The 15779-nt window shown below is 62.3% G+C and carries 16 protein-coding genes; 8 read left to right on the top strand and 8 right to left on the bottom strand.

The window, feature by feature from the left end; translation table 11 throughout:
- Positions 1 to 30: 30 nt before the first annotated feature.
- From NCT04_RS14955 to mgrA, 6 genes are all read right to left on the bottom strand, one after another.
- Positions 31 to 507 (bottom strand): (2Fe-2S)-binding protein, encoded by a 477-nt coding sequence (locus NCT04_RS14955; RefSeq protein WP_244826675.1) that lies wholly within the window; start codon positions 505 to 507, stop codon positions 31 to 33.
- Positions 508 to 906: 399 nt separating this feature from the next.
- Complete coding sequence (bcaP, locus tag NCT04_RS14950; RefSeq protein WP_250466256.1) at positions 907 to 2319, bottom strand: branched-chain amino acid transporter BcaP; 1413 nt, start codon at positions 2317 to 2319, stop codon at positions 907 to 909.
- A gap of 168 nt (positions 2320 to 2487) precedes the next feature.
- A complete protein-coding gene (locus NCT04_RS14945; RefSeq protein WP_250466254.1) occupies positions 2488 to 3144 on the bottom strand; it encodes a response regulator in 657 nt (218 codons plus the stop codon).
- Positions 3145 to 3152: 8 nt separating this feature from the next.
- Positions 3153 to 3962, bottom strand: a complete 810-nt coding sequence (locus tag NCT04_RS14940; RefSeq protein WP_250466252.1) for a sensor histidine kinase — start codon at positions 3960 to 3962, stop codon at positions 3153 to 3155.
- 336 nt (positions 3963 to 4298) lie between these two features.
- Positions 4299 to 5069, bottom strand: a complete 771-nt coding sequence (locus tag NCT04_RS14935) for a ferredoxin--NADP reductase (RefSeq protein WP_244826671.1) — start codon at positions 5067 to 5069, stop codon at positions 4299 to 4301.
- A 490-nt stretch (positions 5070 to 5559) separates the two neighbouring features.
- Positions 5560 to 6603: an L-glyceraldehyde 3-phosphate reductase gene (gene mgrA, locus NCT04_RS14930; protein ID WP_244826670.1), complete on the bottom strand. Its 1044-nt coding sequence runs from the start codon at positions 6601 to 6603 to the stop codon at positions 5560 to 5562.
- A gap of 211 nt (positions 6604 to 6814) precedes the next feature.
- Here mgrA and NCT04_RS14925 point away from each other — a divergent pair, with 211 nt between their 5' ends.
- Both NCT04_RS14925 and NCT04_RS14920 read left to right on the top strand, forming a co-directional pair.
- Positions 6815 to 7606 (top strand): mechanosensitive ion channel family protein, encoded by a 792-nt coding sequence (locus tag NCT04_RS14925; protein WP_244826669.1) that lies wholly within the window; start codon positions 6815 to 6817, stop codon positions 7604 to 7606.
- 71 nt (positions 7607 to 7677) lie between these two features.
- A complete protein-coding gene (locus NCT04_RS14920) occupies positions 7678 to 7884 on the top strand; it encodes a DUF3185 family protein (protein ID WP_244826668.1) in 207 nt (68 codons plus the stop codon).
- 14 nt (positions 7885 to 7898) lie between these two features.
- Here the strand turns inward: NCT04_RS14920 and NCT04_RS14915 are convergent, their stop codons facing one another.
- Positions 7899 to 8675 (bottom strand): phytanoyl-CoA dioxygenase family protein, encoded by a 777-nt coding sequence (locus tag NCT04_RS14915; protein ID WP_250466251.1) that lies wholly within the window; start codon positions 8673 to 8675, stop codon positions 7899 to 7901.
- Positions 8676 to 9053: 378 nt separating this feature from the next.
- Between NCT04_RS14915 and NCT04_RS14910 the strand changes: the two genes are divergently transcribed.
- Positions 9054 to 9338, top strand: coding sequence for a hypothetical protein (locus NCT04_RS14910; RefSeq protein WP_250466308.1), 285 nt, complete (start codon positions 9054 to 9056; stop codon positions 9336 to 9338).
- A 99-nt stretch (positions 9339 to 9437) separates the two neighbouring features.
- Here the strand turns inward: NCT04_RS14910 and metK are convergent, their stop codons facing one another.
- Complete coding sequence (metK, locus tag NCT04_RS14905) at positions 9438 to 10625, bottom strand: methionine adenosyltransferase (RefSeq protein ID WP_244826665.1); 1188 nt, start codon at positions 10623 to 10625, stop codon at positions 9438 to 9440.
- A gap of 279 nt (positions 10626 to 10904) precedes the next feature.
- On the opposite strand from metK, the gene NCT04_RS14900 reads away from it, so the two are divergent.
- The 5 genes from NCT04_RS14900 (at position 10905) to NCT04_RS14880 (ending at position 15674) form a co-directional block, all read left to right on the top strand.
- Positions 10905 to 11789 carry a lipid A biosynthesis lauroyl acyltransferase gene (locus NCT04_RS14900; protein WP_250466249.1) on the top strand — a complete coding sequence of 295 codons (885 nt, stop codon included), beginning with the start codon at positions 10905 to 10907 and terminating at the stop codon, positions 11787 to 11789.
- A 79-nt stretch (positions 11790 to 11868) separates the two neighbouring features.
- Positions 11869 to 12753: a diaminopimelate epimerase gene (gene dapF, locus NCT04_RS14895; protein WP_250466247.1), complete on the top strand. Its 885-nt coding sequence runs from the start codon at positions 11869 to 11871 to the stop codon at positions 12751 to 12753.
- A 36-nt stretch (positions 12754 to 12789) separates the two neighbouring features.
- A complete protein-coding gene (locus tag NCT04_RS14890; protein ID WP_250466245.1) occupies positions 12790 to 13503 on the top strand; it encodes a DUF484 family protein in 714 nt (237 codons plus the stop codon).
- A 7-nt stretch (positions 13504 to 13510) separates the two neighbouring features.
- Positions 13511 to 14434: a tyrosine recombinase XerC gene (xerC, locus tag NCT04_RS14885; protein ID WP_244826661.1), complete on the top strand. Its 924-nt coding sequence runs from the start codon at positions 13511 to 13513 to the stop codon at positions 14432 to 14434.
- A 40-nt stretch (positions 14435 to 14474) separates the two neighbouring features.
- Positions 14475 to 15674: a class I SAM-dependent rRNA methyltransferase gene (locus NCT04_RS14880; protein ID WP_250466243.1), complete on the top strand. Its 1200-nt coding sequence runs from the start codon at positions 14475 to 14477 to the stop codon at positions 15672 to 15674.
- Positions 15675 to 15779 lie beyond the last annotated feature (105 nt).

The following is a 15779-nucleotide window of genomic DNA, read 5'->3' as shown; positions in this document are numbered from 1 at the left end:
GGATCGATCGATAGAGCGCAGCTAGTGTTTCTAGCCGCCCGACCTCATGGATTGCGCGCCCTGCAGGACCGCCTTGACGATGTTGTGATAGCCCGTACAGCGGCACAGATTGCCGTCGAGCTGCTCGCGCACTTCCTCTTCGGAGAGATCCGGAGACTGCGCGGCGAGTGCGCTCGCGCTCATCACCATGCCCGGCGTGCAGAAACCGCATTGCAGACCGTGGCATTCCTTGAAGGCCGCCTGCATGGGATGAAGCTCGCCGTCTTTCGCCATGCCTTCGATAGTCGTCACCGCCATGCCGTCGGCCTGCGCGGCGAGGATGTTGCACGACTTGATCGCGCGCCCTTCGAGATGCACGGTGCACGCGCCGCACTGCGCGGTATCGCAGCCAATGTGCGTGCCGGTGAGCCTGAGTTGTTCGCGTAGAAACTGGACGAGCAGAAGATGCGGTTCGACGTTGGCGGTCACGGGTTTGCCGTTGACCGTCAGGCTGATGCTGAGCGTCATTACTGTCTCCTTTGCGACCCGGCCGGAGCTTTTTTGCTCCATACGCGGGCCTCGTGCAGTTTCTCTGCGACGACTCGAAGCGAAGCTATCCGCTTCTATTCCGGTCACGGCAGACCGACTGCTGTGGGGATGGACCAGCCTTACGCCACTCGCTTGCTTCGCCACTCACGTCAACCACGTCCTGAACCTGCCGACCTGCTGCTGTGAGCGTTTGGCTGGGAAATCGTGTGATGCGCGTTCATGTTTGCAGAGCCGAGTAAAGCACAAATCGGCGAGCGTAGCTATTGGGCTTACTTGCCGGTGGATGCGTTTGCCTGTCTGCGCTCGTCTTCGCTTGCGGCTCTGAAAATAAAAACGCCGCCCGAAGGCGGCGTTCATGCAACCGGCGCGCAAGACGCCTTACAGCACGTTTTTCGAAGCCTGCGCGCGACCGAGCACCGAATGCCGGCGCGAGTAGACGAAATAAATCGCGAGGCCGATCACGAGCCAAACGACGAACGCGACCCACGTCATCGCCTTGAGATTGAGCATGAGAAACAGGCACGACGCCACCGCGAGAATGGGCACCACCGGCACGCCAGGACAGCGGAACGCGCGCGGCAAGTCCGGATGCGTGCGGCGCAGGATCAGCACGGCGATGGATACCATCGAGAACGCCGCGAGCGTGCCGATGTTGATGAGTTCCGCCAGCACATTGAGCGGCACGAGCGCGCCGATCAGCCCGAAGAAAATGCCGACGAGCCAGGTCGTGAAGAAAGGCGTCGAATAACGCGGATGAACTTTCGAGAGCCGCGCGGGCAAGAGTCCGTCACGCGACATCGCGTAGATGATGCGCGTCTGGCCGTAGCTCATGACGAGGATCACGGTGAGCATGCCGAGCACCGCGCCTAAGTCGATGAAACCCGCGACCCAGTTCTGTCCGACCACTTGTAGCGCATACGAAACCGGATGCGAAACGCCCGCGAACTGCGCCGACGGCACGATGCCCGTCACGACCGCCGCGACGGCGACATACAACACCGCGCACACGGCCAGCGACGAAATGATGCCGATCGGCAGATCGCGCTTCGGGTTCTTCACCTCCTCGGCGGCGGACGACACCGAATCGAAACCGATGAACGCGAAGAACATCACCGCCGCCGCGCCGAATACGCCCGACCAGCCATTCGGCATGAACGGATGCCAATTGGCAGGCGTCACATGAAACACGCCCACGGCGATCACCAGCAACACGACGGTCACCTTGATCGCGACCATGATGTTGTTCACGCGCGTGGATTCCTTCACGCCGACCGACAAGAGCGCGGTGATCGCCATCATCACCAGAAATGCGGGCAGGTTGAAATAGGTGACGTGGTCGGGCAACGCGCCGGGCGCGGCGGTCAGTACGGTCGGCAGCGAGATGCCGAAGCCCGACAGTAGCGATTGCAGATAACCCGACCATCCGACTGACACGGCGGAAGTGGCAAGCCCGTATTCGAGCATCAGATCCCAGCCGATGATCCACGCAGCCAGTTCGCCAAGCGTGGCGTAAGAATAGGTATAGATGGAACCGGCAACCGGAATGGTCGATGAGAACTCGGCGTAGGCAAGCGCCGCGAAACAGCACGCAATTGCCGCGACGATGAACGAAACCATGAGCGCCGGGCCGGCTTGCACGGCGCCGGTCCCCGTCAGCACGAAAATGCCGGTGCCGATGATGGCGCCAATACCAAGGAAGGTGAGATCGAGCGCGCCCAGAGTCTTCTTGAGCGACGTGCTGTGGGTGGCAGCCAGCATGTGCTCGATGTTTTTCTTGCGGAACAACGACATTGCGGTGAGTCTCCTAAAGGCGCTCAAAGGCACCGTACCTCGGGAAAACCCGATAGTTTAGCGGAGACTGGAAGCATGCCCAAAGAACGAGCATGGGACGCCCTTTCCTTGCGCATTTTTTACAGATCGTTCGTTTTTTATCTTATCTAAGATAAATTCCGGGACCATTCAGCCCGCTATTGCCGGGTTCATGTCGATGAGGCGATGGCTCATCACATAGAAGGTCAGTTCGGCGTTGTTCGCAAGCTGCATCTTGTCGAGTAAGCGCGCCCGATAAACGCTCACTGTTTTCACCGACAGCGAAAGCGCGTGTGCGATGTCCGTGAGCCGCTTGCCCGAAGCCAGCATGCACAGCGTCTGGAATTCGCGGTCAGAGAGTTGCTCATGCGGCATCCGCTCCGAACCAAGCGAAACGTAGTTCGCAAGCGCTTCCGCCATTTCCGGGCTCACGTATTTGCGGCCCGCCGCGACTTGCTGAATCGCGCCGATCATGAGCGCCGGGTCCGCCGTCTTCGAGAGATAACCCGTCGCGCCGGCCTTGAGCGCGCGCACGGCATATTGATCTTCGCGATGCATCGAAAACATCAGCACGGGCAGACGCGGCATGTCGCGCTTCAGGCGCTTTAGCACGTCGAGACCGTTCACATCGGGAAGCGAAATGTCGAGCATCGCCACGTCGGGCGCGTGGCGCGCGGCGAGTGCGAGCGCCTGCACGCCGGTTCCGGCTTCGATCACCTCCGAGGCCAGCTCGCGCTCGATCAGCAATTGCGCGACGCCACGGCGCACGATGGCGTGGTCGTCGGCGAGCAGGATGCGCAGCGCCATGCGCGGCCTCAGGCGTTGGCCGCGCGCCGAACCGGACGCGGCGGGCATACCAGCGGAATCCGCGCGTGCACCGCGACGCCGCCCATCTCCGATGCAGCGACGCGCATGCTGCCGCCGAACGCCTCGCATCGCGCACGCATGCCGGGCAGGCCGAAGCGGCCGGTCTTGCGGCGCGCGGCGGGCGTCATGCCGATTCCGTCATCGTCGATGACGAGCGTCACGCCTTGCGCGTCACGCCCGACATTGACTCGCGCGCGCGTCGCCCGGGCGTGGCGTGCGACATTGGTCAACGCTTCCTGCATCACGCGTAAAAGCGCGACGGCGAGACCGGGCGGGAGATCGTCGAAGCGGGAATCGTCGGGGCAGACGAAATCGACATGAATGGCAGCACGCGCGCCGAAGGTGGCGATCCAGTCGGCAAGTCCGGTGGTGAAACCGGTGTCGAAGGGCGGCGCTTGCAAATCCTCGACGATTCGATGACTCGCTTCGCCCGCTTCCGCGATACAGTCGCGCGCCTGGCGAAGCGCATCGGCGCAAGCGGCGGGGGCATTGGCGGGAAGCCAGTATTGCGCGCGGGATATCGCCAGGTTGGCGGCGGTCAGCACGGCGCCCATCTCGTCGTGCAAGTCCTGCGCGAGTGTGCCGCGCGTGTGCGCTTCCATGGCGGCCAGTTGCGTGGTGAGTTCGTCGATGCGCGCCGCGAGACTGCGCACTCGGTGATCGCTCTTGAGGCGTGCGTCGATCGGCACGGAGACTAGCGAAGCGGACGCGCGCGGCGCCTTGCGTGTTTCACGCGGAATTCTGGCCGACGAGTTCATTCAATGTCTCCCAAGTGAGCGCAACTAGAGCTACGTCGCCAGAAGACGCATGCAGCGTAACTAAATTTACACTCCGTAACATCGACGACGGACGATACCGTTGCGTCATCCGTCTGAGCGCTGCGGAATCATATCTCAAAATTATCATAAAGCCATATCGGACAAGGCTTTCAGACGTGAACCTCATGCCGTTTGGCAAACACTGCCACTATTCGCTGACGACCCGGCGTCGTGGCCACAGGCGGCCAATTTGTAACAATGCCCCGGCGAATCGGGGCGAAAAAAAACCGGCGCACGAAAGCACCGGTTTTCTCGACAGGACAAACAGCAGTCGAATCAGCCGACGAAAGCCTTTTCCACCACGTAATGTCCCGGATGATTGTTGCTGCCTTCCTTGAAGCCAAGGCTGTCGAGCAACTCGCGCGTGTCGCGCAGCATGTGCGGGCTGCCGCAAAGCATCACGCGGTCGTTTTCAACCGAGAACGGATCGACCGACAAATCCGCGAACAGCTTCTTCGTTTCGATCAGGTCGGTGATCCGGCCGCGATTCGCGAACTCTTCACGCGTGACGGTCGGGTAGTACACGAGCTTCTCCGACACGATCTCGCCGATATGCTCGTGCGCCGGCAAGTGCTCGGTGATGAAGTCCTTGTACGCGAGTTCATCGACGAAACGGCACGTGTGCGTCAGCACGATCTTGTCGAAGCGGTCGTAGACGTCCGGGTCCTTGATGATCGACATGAAAGGCGCGAGGCCCGTGCCCGTCGAAAGCAGCCACAGCGTTTTGCCCGGCAATAGGTTGTCGGCGACGAGCGTGCCCGTCGGCTTCTTGCCGATCAACACGGGATCGCCCACTTTCAAATGCTGAAGGCGCGACGTCAGGGGGCCGTCCGGCACCTTGATGCTCAAGAATTCGAGATGCTCTTCGTAGTTCGCGCTCGCGAGGCTATAGGCGCGCAAGAGCGGCTTGCCTTCGACTTCGAGGCCCACCATCGTGAACTGACCGTTCTCGAAGCGGAACGACGAATCGCGAGTGCAGGTGAAACTGAAGAGCGTGTCGGTCCAGTGGTGGACGCTCAGAACGGTTTGAGAATTAAGGTTGCTCATGGCTTCTTGGACTGTGCGAGAACGATGATGCGATGACGCGGTGCCGCTTGCCGCCAGCCGAATGCTCTGGCGGGAACGGGCATCGAAAAGACTTTGCCGCGCTTAACTACGCAAAAGGACGATCGTATGGGCTGATGTCGGCGCTTCGGTATCACGCGGCCTGCTCAAGACTTGAGCCGAAGCACGCGCGCAAACCAGACAACCCAGCCGGACAACCCGGCGCAATCGAGCATTTTAACCCGATCGACATTTGCCGTCGTGTCGCGGCCGTGCGGCATAGAGACTGGCTGGACGCGCGTGGGACTTTGCGGGACGGCGCGCACCTGGCTGCTCGGCCTGGCGAATGATTGCGAAGAACGGGAGACGCGCGTCGAACACGCCGCAAATCACAGCCAAAAAGCCGCGGAGCCCGCATGATAGCAACGGATTCCGCAACTATCCCAAAATACCCTTCTGACGGTCGGGCCGGGACAACGGCGGGACGACGCGATCAGATGCGTTGATCCGTCGACGGCTTCTCCCACAGATTCACGCCGCCTTCCTGCGCATGCTTGTCGATCTCGGCGAGTTCCTCTGCGCTGAACTCCAGATTTTTCAGCGCGGCGACGTTCTCGACGACCTGTTCCGCGCGGCTCGCGCCGATCAGCACCGAAGTCACACGGCCACCGCGCAACGCCCATGCGAGCGCCATCTGCGCGAGGCTCTGACCGCGACGCTCCGCGAGTTCGTTGAGCTTGCGCACATGCGCCAGATTCTCGTCGCTCAAATGCTCCTGCTTGAGCGATCCGCCGCCCGCCTTGTTCACGCGCGCATCCTGCGGCACGCCGTTCAAATACTTGCTCGTAAGCAAGCCCTGCGCGAGCGGCGTGAACGCGATGCTGCCGGTGCCGAGATCGTCGAGCGTATCGAGCAGTTCGTGTTCGATCCAGCGATTCAGCATGTTGTACGACGGCTGATGGATCAAGAGCGGCACCTTGTGCTCGGCCAGCAAGCGCGCCATTTCGCGCGTCTTCGACGCCGAATACGACGAAATGCCGACATACAGCGCCTTGCCCGAATGAACGGCGGTGGCGAGCGCGCCTGCGGTTTCTTCGAGCGGCGTGTCCGCATCGAAACGATGCGAGTAGAAAATATCGACGTAATCGAGGCCCATGCGCTTCAGGCTTTGATCCAGACTCGCGAGCACATACTTGCGCGAACCGCCGCCGTTGCCGTAAGGTCCCGGCCACATGTCCCAGCCGGCCTTCGACGAAATCAGCAGCTCATCGCGATACGGCCGGAAGTCGTCCTTGAAGATCCGGCCGAAGTTCGTTTCCGCGCTGCCATACGGCGGGCCGTAGTTGTTGGCGAGATCGAAGTGCGTGACGCCGAGATCGAATGCCGTGCGCAGAATTTCGCGTTGCGTCGAGATGGGCGTGGTATCGCCGAAGTTGTGCCACAGACCAAGAGACAACGCAGGAAGTTTCAATCCGCTCTTGCCGCACGTGCGGTATTGCATCTGGGTATAACGCTCGGAAGCTGCTTCGTATGCCATATCGAATTCCCTTTGCGTGCTGGTTGACTGAATCGGTTTCGGGGACTGCGTTCGGGCGTTGTGCGGCACGTGCTCGCCGCTCCGCCGGTCGAGGCCGACAATGTTAAGCCAATCCGCCGCAAGCCGTACGACCCTCGTCCGGACGGCCTATGCGGGAACGTTCTGGTCCGACGCCGGACCAATGCAAATCCCAAATGAAGGAATCTGACCGATGAACTCTATCGATAAGCTGCGCCCTGCCTACGATTCCCTGTTAGCCCTTGCCGTGACGTATGGCATCGACTTCCTCATGGCGATCCTGATCCTCGCCGTCGGATGGTGGATTTCGAACTTCGTCGCCAACGCGCTGCGGCGCACGCTCGGGCGCACGCATATCGACGCCACGCTCACGCCGGTGCTCGCCAGCGTGGCGATGTGGGCCATTCGCGTAGTCGCCATCGTGGCCGCGCTCGGCAAGTTCGGCATCGCGGCGGCGAGTATCCTGACCGTGCTCGGCGCGGCCGGACTGGCAATTGGCCTGGCGTTGCAGGGCACGCTGCAGAACATCGCGGCGGGGCTGATGCTGTTGTTGCTGCGCCCGTTCCGCGTGGGCGATTACATCGAGGGCGTCGGCACCACGGCGGGAACCGTGAACGAGATCGGTCTCTTCACCACGCGCCTCACCAAGGCCGACGGCATCGTCATGTTCGTGCCGAACAGCACGATCTGGGCGAATCCCATCACCAACTACAGCGCGAACGAACGCCGCCGCGTGGTGCTCAACTTTCAGGTGGCGCACGGTCAGAAGGTCGAACATGTGCTTGAGGAATTGCGCCGGCTCGTGAGCGAAGATCCGCGTATCGTGCAGGAAGCGCCGTCCGCGCCGTGGATCGCGGTAACGGATTACACCGACACCGGCGTCAAGTTCAACGTGGGCGCATGGACGCGCGCGAGCGATCACGCGAGCGTGCAGGCCGAATTGCTGCGCAAGATTCAGCCGCTGACGCGCGAGCAGATCACCTGAAACCGGGACGACTGGACGCGAGCGGGAAGATTGAATAACCTGTCGCGCCTTACCTTCCGCGAGACTGGCCCATGACCCGAGCGATTTCTGTTGCGTTGATTGTCGGCGGCATCGTGCTGCTTTATTTCGGCGGCCAGTCGTTTCATTCGTTGAGTAACGACGTATCGCGCTTTTTCACCGGCTCGCCCACGAACAAAACTATCTGGCTGCTCGCGGGCGGCGTCGTGGCCACGCTCGCCGGAATGATCGGCCTTGCGCTGCCGTCATCCCGCCGATAAAACGCAAAACGCGCTCAGACGAGCGGCACTTCCGGTTTCGCGGCCGACCGCGTGCCTGGCAACGGCACGTTACTCGCGCCGTGATACGTGTAGACGAGCGAGAATTTCACCTTATCGCTGAGGTTTTTGCCCGCCGAGTGCAGCGTATTGCAGTGGAAGAACACGACATCGCCGGGTTCGAGCGCGGGCGAAACCGCCGTGCGGATCAGCGCGGCGTTTTCGGGCAGGTCGGAGCGGAAGAATTTCGCTTCATCGAAGCGGTCGGACGTGAACGGCAGCTTGTGCGAGCCCGGCACGAACCAGAGCGCGCCGTTGTCGACGGTTTCATCGCCGATTGCGAGCCACGTCGAAACCAGATCGTCGCGCTCGAAGCCCCAGTAACGCACGTCGCGATGCCAGCCGGTGAGGCTGCCGTAAGCGGGATGCTTCGTCATTACGCAGTTGTGATGCGCGCGCGAAAGGTACGGCGTTTCGCCGAAGTACAACTCCATCCAGCCGCGAATCTCGGGCGATGTCGCGAACTCGGCGAAGAGCGGATCACGCACGTAGGCGTCAAGCAGACGGCGCACGGTGTGTCCGCCGGGCGCGTCCCGGGAATCGGGTGCGCCGGGGTATTTCAGATCGGCTTCGAATTCGAGCGGCGTCGCCGCCTCCGCCAACTGGCGGCGCGCAACTTCGCGTAACGCTTGGCAGCGCGCATCAGGCACCAGCCCCTTGACGACGACGAAGCCCGTCTCGCGCAATTCGCGCACTTGTTCTGATTTCGATTGAAGCGGATTGTGTTCGGACATTTCAGTTCTTACCTCGACGGCTTCACGTGACTTCATTCAACCATCGCAATACCCGGCATCCGGGCGAATAGCACGATTGTAAATCTCACGCGCGGCTAAAGCCCGTTCGGCCTGCGCTTTAACGGCGCGACCGGCGCTTCGTCCGGCATTCAGCAGGGAAAACGCGGACTTACCGGAGTAATAATGGTCCTGTACATTGCCTGCATCAATTCGGTGCAACTTCCGCAGGCTCGTTGGATCGAATCCGTTGATCGCTATTTTTGAGACGACTATCGTCGAGTTGCCTCCATGCAACCGACTCTTCCCGATATGAACCACCGAATTGCTTCCGGCCTGACCCGAGTTGCCTCACACGCCGCGCGCCCGGCCCGACGCGGCGTGGTTCGCGCACTGCGGCACCATTCCGCGCGCACTCAAGCGCTCGCGGAACAGCTCATGCACGTGCATCCGGTCGTTGGCATTCGCTCGTGGTTTCGCGGCTTCTTCTTCAATCTTCGCGCGCGCACGGCATCGCGCAAGGTGTCGTTGAGAGCGCTGCTGCGCCGTCCGATGCAAGCCCGCGCGCCCGCACTGCCGAAGCCTCAGGCGGCGGCCCACACGAGCCGCCGTCCGCGACGTATTTCCGCTAGCAGCGCGGGTTGGTATGCATTCGCGGCACGCTGAAGGCCCGCACGGCGGGCTTCGATAAAAGCGACGCACAAAAAAACCGGCAAGCGCGATGCTTGCCGGTTTTCGTTTTGCCTGCCGAACCAATACGACGCTTTATGCGACGCTCGCGACCGGTTCCGTGCCCGCGGCTTCCGCGAGCGTGAGAGCCTTGTCGGTGGCTTCCCACGTGAATTCCGGCTCTTCGCGGCCGAAGTGGCCATAAGCCGCCGACTTCTCGTAGATCGGACGCAGCAGATCCAGCATCTGAATGATGCCCTTCGGACGCAGGTCGAAGTGTTCGAGCACGAGCTTCGTGATCTCGGCATCCGACACGCGGCCCGTGCCGAACGTGTTGACCATGACCGAAGTCGGGCGCGCCACGCCAATAGCGTACGACACCTGAATCAGGCAACGCGAGGCCAGGCCCGCTGCCACGATGTTCTTCGCGACATAGCGGCCGGCGTAGGCAGCCGAGCGGTCGACCTTGGACGGGTCCTTACCCGAAAACGCGCCGCCGCCGTGAGGGGCTGCGCCGCCGTAGGTATCCACGATAATCTTGCGGCCCGTCAGACCGCAGTCGCCTTGCGGACCGCCGATGACGAAGCGGCCCGTGGGATTCACCAGGAACTTGATGTCGCCCTTGATGAGATCCGCCGGCAACGTCGGCTTGATGACTTCCTCGATCACGGCTTCGCGCAGGTCCGAGAGATCGATGTCCGGTGCATGCTGCGTGGAAAGCACGACGGTGTCGATGGAATGCGGACGGCCATCGACATAACGCACGGTGACTTGCGACTTCGCGTCCGGACGCAGCCACGGCAGACGGCCGTCGCGACGCAGGTTCGCCTGACGCTCGACCAGACGATGCGAAAGGTGGATAGGCAGCGGCATGAGTTCGGGCGTTTCGTCGCATGCGTAGCCGAACATCAGGCCCTGGTCGCCCGCGCCTTGATCGAGGTTGTTGTCGTGCGCCTTGTTCACGCCTTGCGCGATATCCGGCGACTGCTTGTCGTAAGCGACGAGCACCGCGCAGCCGCGATAGTCGATACCGTAGTCGGTGTTGTCGTAGCCAATGCGTTTGATGGTGTCGCGCGCAACCTGGATGTAGTCGACATTGGCCGTCGTGGTGATTTCGCCCGCGAGGACGACGAGGCCGGTGTTACAGAGCGTTTCCGCTGCGACGCGCGAGTATTTGTCCTGACTCAGGATTGCGTCGAGGATGGCGTCGGAGATTTGATCGGCGACCTTGTCCGGGTGGCCTTCGGAAACGGATTCGGATGTAAACAGATAGTCGTTCGACACGCTTCAGACTCCAATTAAAGTACGTTGTGGTTTGCTCACGTAGCCGACTTCGTTCGGAGTCTGAAGCGGCGACGCTTTAGCGGATGTCATTAAACTCCAGCCCTTCTCCACAGATTGCATGAAGGCCGGCCGGCTTCGCCCCGCAAGTTGTCCATTAACTCGGCGAAGGTCTTATTATACCGGTTTCCCGTGTTTTTACTGAGCCGAACGCTTGTCCCCATTCGTCCCGAAACAATCTTCTGTCCATAGTTCACCTCCGTCTGTTCGCTGGAGCACCTCATGTTAGGGCGCATTGGCGTGGCGCTCGCCTTCGGCTTCCTCAAGTTTCTGGCGCTCATCCCTTACGGCATCACGGCACGGCTCGGCGACGGACTCGGCTGGCTGCTCTATCAGATCCCGAGCAGACGCAAGCGCATCGTACATACGAACCTCGCGCTCTGCTTTCCGGACTGGTCGCCCGAGCGCCGCGAGGAAGTCGCGCAGCAGCATTTCCGCCACGCCATCCGCAGCTATGTGGAGCGCAGCGTGCAGTGGTTCGGCTCGGCCAAGAAACTCGAAAAACTGATCGAGGTGGACAGCGCCGTCGATCTCTCCGACCCGAACCTGCCGCCCACGCTCTTTCTCGGCCTGCATTTCGTCGGCATCGAGGCGGGATCGATCTTTCTGAACTACTCGCTGCATCGGCAATGCGGGTCGCTGTATCAACCGTTCTCGAATCCGCAGGTCGAGGAAATCGCGAAAGCGCAGCGCGCTCGCTTCGGCGCGGACATGGCGAGCCGTGCGGACAGCGCGCGTATCGTGCTGCGCTGGCTGCGCGACCGCAAACCGGTGATGCTCGGCGCGGACATGGACTACGGCATGCGCAATTCCACCTTCGTGCCGTTCTTCGGCATTCAGGCGTGTACGTTGACGGCCGTCGGCCGGCTGGCGAAAGCGGGCAAGGCGCAAGTGGTGCCGTTCATCGGCGAGGTGCTGCCGAACTACAAGGGATATCGGCTGAAGATTTTCGAGCCGTGGCAGAACTACCCAACTGGCGACGACGAAGCCGACGCGCGCCGCATGAACGAGTTCCTCGAAGAGCAGATTCCGCACATACCGGAGCAGTATTACTGGGTGCACAAGCGTTTCAAAACGCGTCCGCCGGGCGAGCCGGGCTTCTATTGAGCGCGCATGGCGCCGTGGTGGCGCAGATCGTCGCGAAACGTCATGAAACGTGACGGTGAGGCTCACATACAATAGCGCCATGAAACTCAAATTCACCAAGATGCAAGGCGCGGGCAACGACTTCGTCGTGCTCGACGGCTACACGCAGGCGCTCGATCTGAGCGCGCAGCAAGTGCGTGCGCTCGCTGACCGTCATTTCGGCGTGGGCGCGGACCAGTTGCTGCTGGTGGAAAAGCCGACCATCGAGGGCGTCGATTTCAAATACCGCATCTTCAATTGCGACGGCGGCGAGGTCGAACATTGCGGCAACGGCGCGCGCTGCTTCGTGAAGTTCGTGCGCGACCGCAAGCTGACCGACGCCGCCACCGTGCGCGTGCAGGTGCAAAACGGCGTCATCACGCTGACCATGCAAGCCAATGGCGAAGTGACGGTCGACATGAGTACGCCGGTGTTTCATGCGCCCGAAGTGCCTTTCGACGCGCACGGTCTCGAAGGCCGCAACGAAGGCAACGACACGCTCTGGCCGCTCGATCTGAACGGCTACGCGAATGAACCGCGCTGGATTTCCGTCGTCTCGATGGGCAATCCGCACGCCGTGCAGATCGTGGATGACGTGGAAGCGTATCCCGTGCTCGTCGAAGGTCCGCTGATCGAGCGTCACGCGCGCTTTCCGAAGCGCGTCAACGCGGGCTTCATGCAGATCGTCGATCGTCATTCGGTCAAGCTGCGCGTCTACGAACGCGGCGCGGGCGAAACGCTCGCGTGCGGCACGGGTGCGTGCGCGGCGGTGGCGGCAGGCATCCGGCGCGGCGTGCTCGACACGCCGGTGCGCGTCGAGACGCACGGCGGCACGCTCACCATCGGCTGGGACGGCGCACGCGACGAATCCGCGCCGCTTTTCATGGCCGGACCCGCCGCGACGGTTTTCGAAGGCGAGATCGACCTCGACCGCATCGCCGGCTGAGTTTGCATACGCATCGCATCATTACGACCATCGACCATGAATCCACGCGAAGTCGCCGATTATCTGCTCGACAACCCCGATTTCTTCACCGAGCACGCTGAAGTGCTCGGCACGATCCGGTTGTCCAATCCGCACGGCAAATCCGCCGTGTCGCTGCAGGAACGCCAGATGGAAATGCTGCGCGACAAGAACAAGCAACTCGAACGGCGCCTCGCCGAACTGCTGCGCTACGGCCACGAAAACGACAGCATCTCGACGAAGTTCAACCGCTGGACCGTGCGCGTGATCGCGCAGCGCGATCCATACGCGTTGCCCTCGACCATCAGTCGCGGCTTGTGCGAAGTCTTCGACGTTCCGCACGCCGCGCTGCGCGTCTGGGATGTCGACGAAGGGTATCGCCAGGCCGACTTCGCGCGTCAGGTCGGCGAGGAAGTGCGCATCTTCGCGAATAACCTCGAAGTGCCGTATTGCGGCGCGAACAGCGGCTTCGCGGCGGCGCAGTGGCTTGGCGCGCCGAACTCGGCGTCGGCTACGACCGTTGCCGGAGAAGGCGCCGCGCAGCGCAAGATCGAATCGATCTCGCTGATCGCCCTGCGCGATCCGCAAGCCGGTCCGGATGCGCCCACCTTCGGCCTGCTCGTCATGGGCTCGCCCGATCCGCGCCGCTTTCACGACGGCATGGCGACCGACTTCCTCACGCAGATCGGCGCATTGGCCAGCGCGGCTTTGAGCCGTCTGATGCCTTACTGAGATCGCCATGGACGCCGCCGAAGCCATCGCCACGTATCTTTCGATGCTCGAACACGAGCGGCGTCTGTCCGAACACACTTTGCGTGGCTACACGTACGAACTGAGCGAACTGCGCGCGCTCGCCAAAGACCGTCCGCTCGAATCGCTGACCGCGCTCGATATGCGCGGCGCGGTGGTCAGGGCGCATTCGGCGGGGCTGTCGTCGCGCTCCATCGCGCATCGGCTGTCGGCGTGGCGGGCGTTTTATCGATGGTTCGCGCAGCAAGTCGACATGCCCGCGAATCCGGTGGCGACCATTCGCGCGCCCAAACGCGAGAAGAGCTTGCCGAAAGCGCTTTCCGTCGATGACGCCATGGCGCTCATGGACGCGCCCCAGGCCAGCACAACCGAAGCCGCGCGCGATCACGCGATTCTCGAACTCTTCTACTCGTCCGGCTTGCGACTCGCCGAACTAGTCGGGCTGGACGTGCATTTCGTCGAGACCGCCGAATACCGCTCGCAAGGCTGGCTCAATCTCGCGCACGAGGAAGTGACGGTGCTCGGCAAGGGCAACCGGCGGCGTTCGGTTCCGGTCGGACGCAAGGCAGTCGATGCCTTGCGCGCGTGGATCGCGGTACGCGGCGAATTCGTCAAGCACGACCCGCACGCGCTCTTCATTTCGGTGCGCGGCAACCGCATGGCACCCGGCGTGGTGCGCGAGCGCGTGAAGCGCATGGCGCTGCTCGCGGGCATTCCGTCGAACGTACATCCGCACGTGTTGCGGCATTCGTTCGCCACGCATGTTCTGCAATCGAGCGGCGACCTGCGCGCCGTGCAGGAGTTGCTCGGTCACGCGAGCATCACGGCCACGCAGGTCTATACATCGCTGGATTTTCAGCATCTCGCTCGCGTCTACGATTCAGCGCACCCGCGCGCGAAGAAGCGCGATTAACCTGCGGGCGCTTGCATGAGCGCCCGCGCCTGACATTCTCATGCATACCATCACGCTCAAACCGGCGAAGGACAGGTCGCTCGTTCGCCGCCATCCGTGGATTTACGCCAACGCCATCGCGCGGATCGACGGCAATCCCGCGCCTGGCGCGACCGTCGCCGTGCGCGCGGCCGACGGCCGCTTTCTGGCGCGCGCGTCGTATAGCCCGCATTCGCAGATTCGCGCGCGCGTCTGGTCTTTCGACGAAGCCGAGCCTGTCGATCACGCGTTCTTCAAGCGTCGCGTGCAGCGCGCGGTCGCGCATCGGCAGACGATGGTGCGCGATACCGGCGCCACGCGTCTCATTTTCGGTGAAGCGGACGGCTTGCCCGGCTTGATCGTCGATTACTACGTCGCCGACGAAGGCGCGCGCGCGCAACTCGTTTGCCAGTTCATGGCGACGGGCGTCGAAGCTTGGAAAGAGGCGATCGTGCAGGCGCTCATCGACGCCACCGGCTGTCCAAATGTCTACGAACGCTCGGATGTGTCGATTCGCCAGAAGGAAGGGCTCGAGCAAACCACCGGCGTGCTCGCCGGCGACGCGCCGCCCGAGACGCTCATCACGAACGAATGCGGCGTGCGCTATCACGTCGATGTCATGCACGGCCACAAGACAGGCTTCTATGTCGATCAGCGCGACAACCGCGTGCTGGTTCAGCAAAACGCGGAAGGCCGCGAAGTGCTCAACTGCTTTTGCTACACGGGCGGCTTTTCGCTCGCGGCGCTCAAGGGCGGCGCCACGCGCGTGGTGTCCGTCGATTCGTCCGGCGACGCGCTCGCCCTGGCGCGCGCCAACGTCACGGCAAACGGCTTCGACGCCGAACGCGCCGAATGGCTCGACGCCGACGCGTTCAAGACCTTGCGCCGTCTTTACGACGAAGGCCAGCGCTTCGACTTGATCGTGCTCGATCCGCCGAAGTTCGCGCCGTCGAAGGAGAGCGTCGAGCGCGCCGCGCGCGCTTACAAGGACATCAACCTCAGCGGTTTCAAGCTGCTACGTCCGGGCGGGCTGCTCTTCACGTATTCGTGTTCCGGCGCGATCGATTCGGACCTCTTCCAGAAGATCGTCGCGGGCGCGGCGTCGGACGCGCGTGTCGATGCGCGCATCCTCAAGCGGCTCGGCGCGGGCGTCGATCACCCTTTGCTGACGGCTTTTCCCGAAGGCGAATACCTGAAAGGGCTGCTGTTGCAAATTGCGTGAGCGCCCTTATCTAGCGGCCACGTAACCGGGTCGCACGGAGCACCGGTTCGGCAAATATGTTTCAATATTCGACTCATTGCGCCTGCCGCGGCCCGCGCAATCCCC

Origin of the sequence: Caballeronia sp. GAFFF2 (assembly GCF_023631485.1) — a bacterium.
In the GTDB taxonomy this organism is placed as follows: Bacteria; Pseudomonadota; Gammaproteobacteria; order Burkholderiales; family Burkholderiaceae; genus Caballeronia.
The sequence above is the reverse complement of the archived record's forward strand: the minus strand, read 5'-3'. Positions and strand labels throughout refer to the sequence as shown.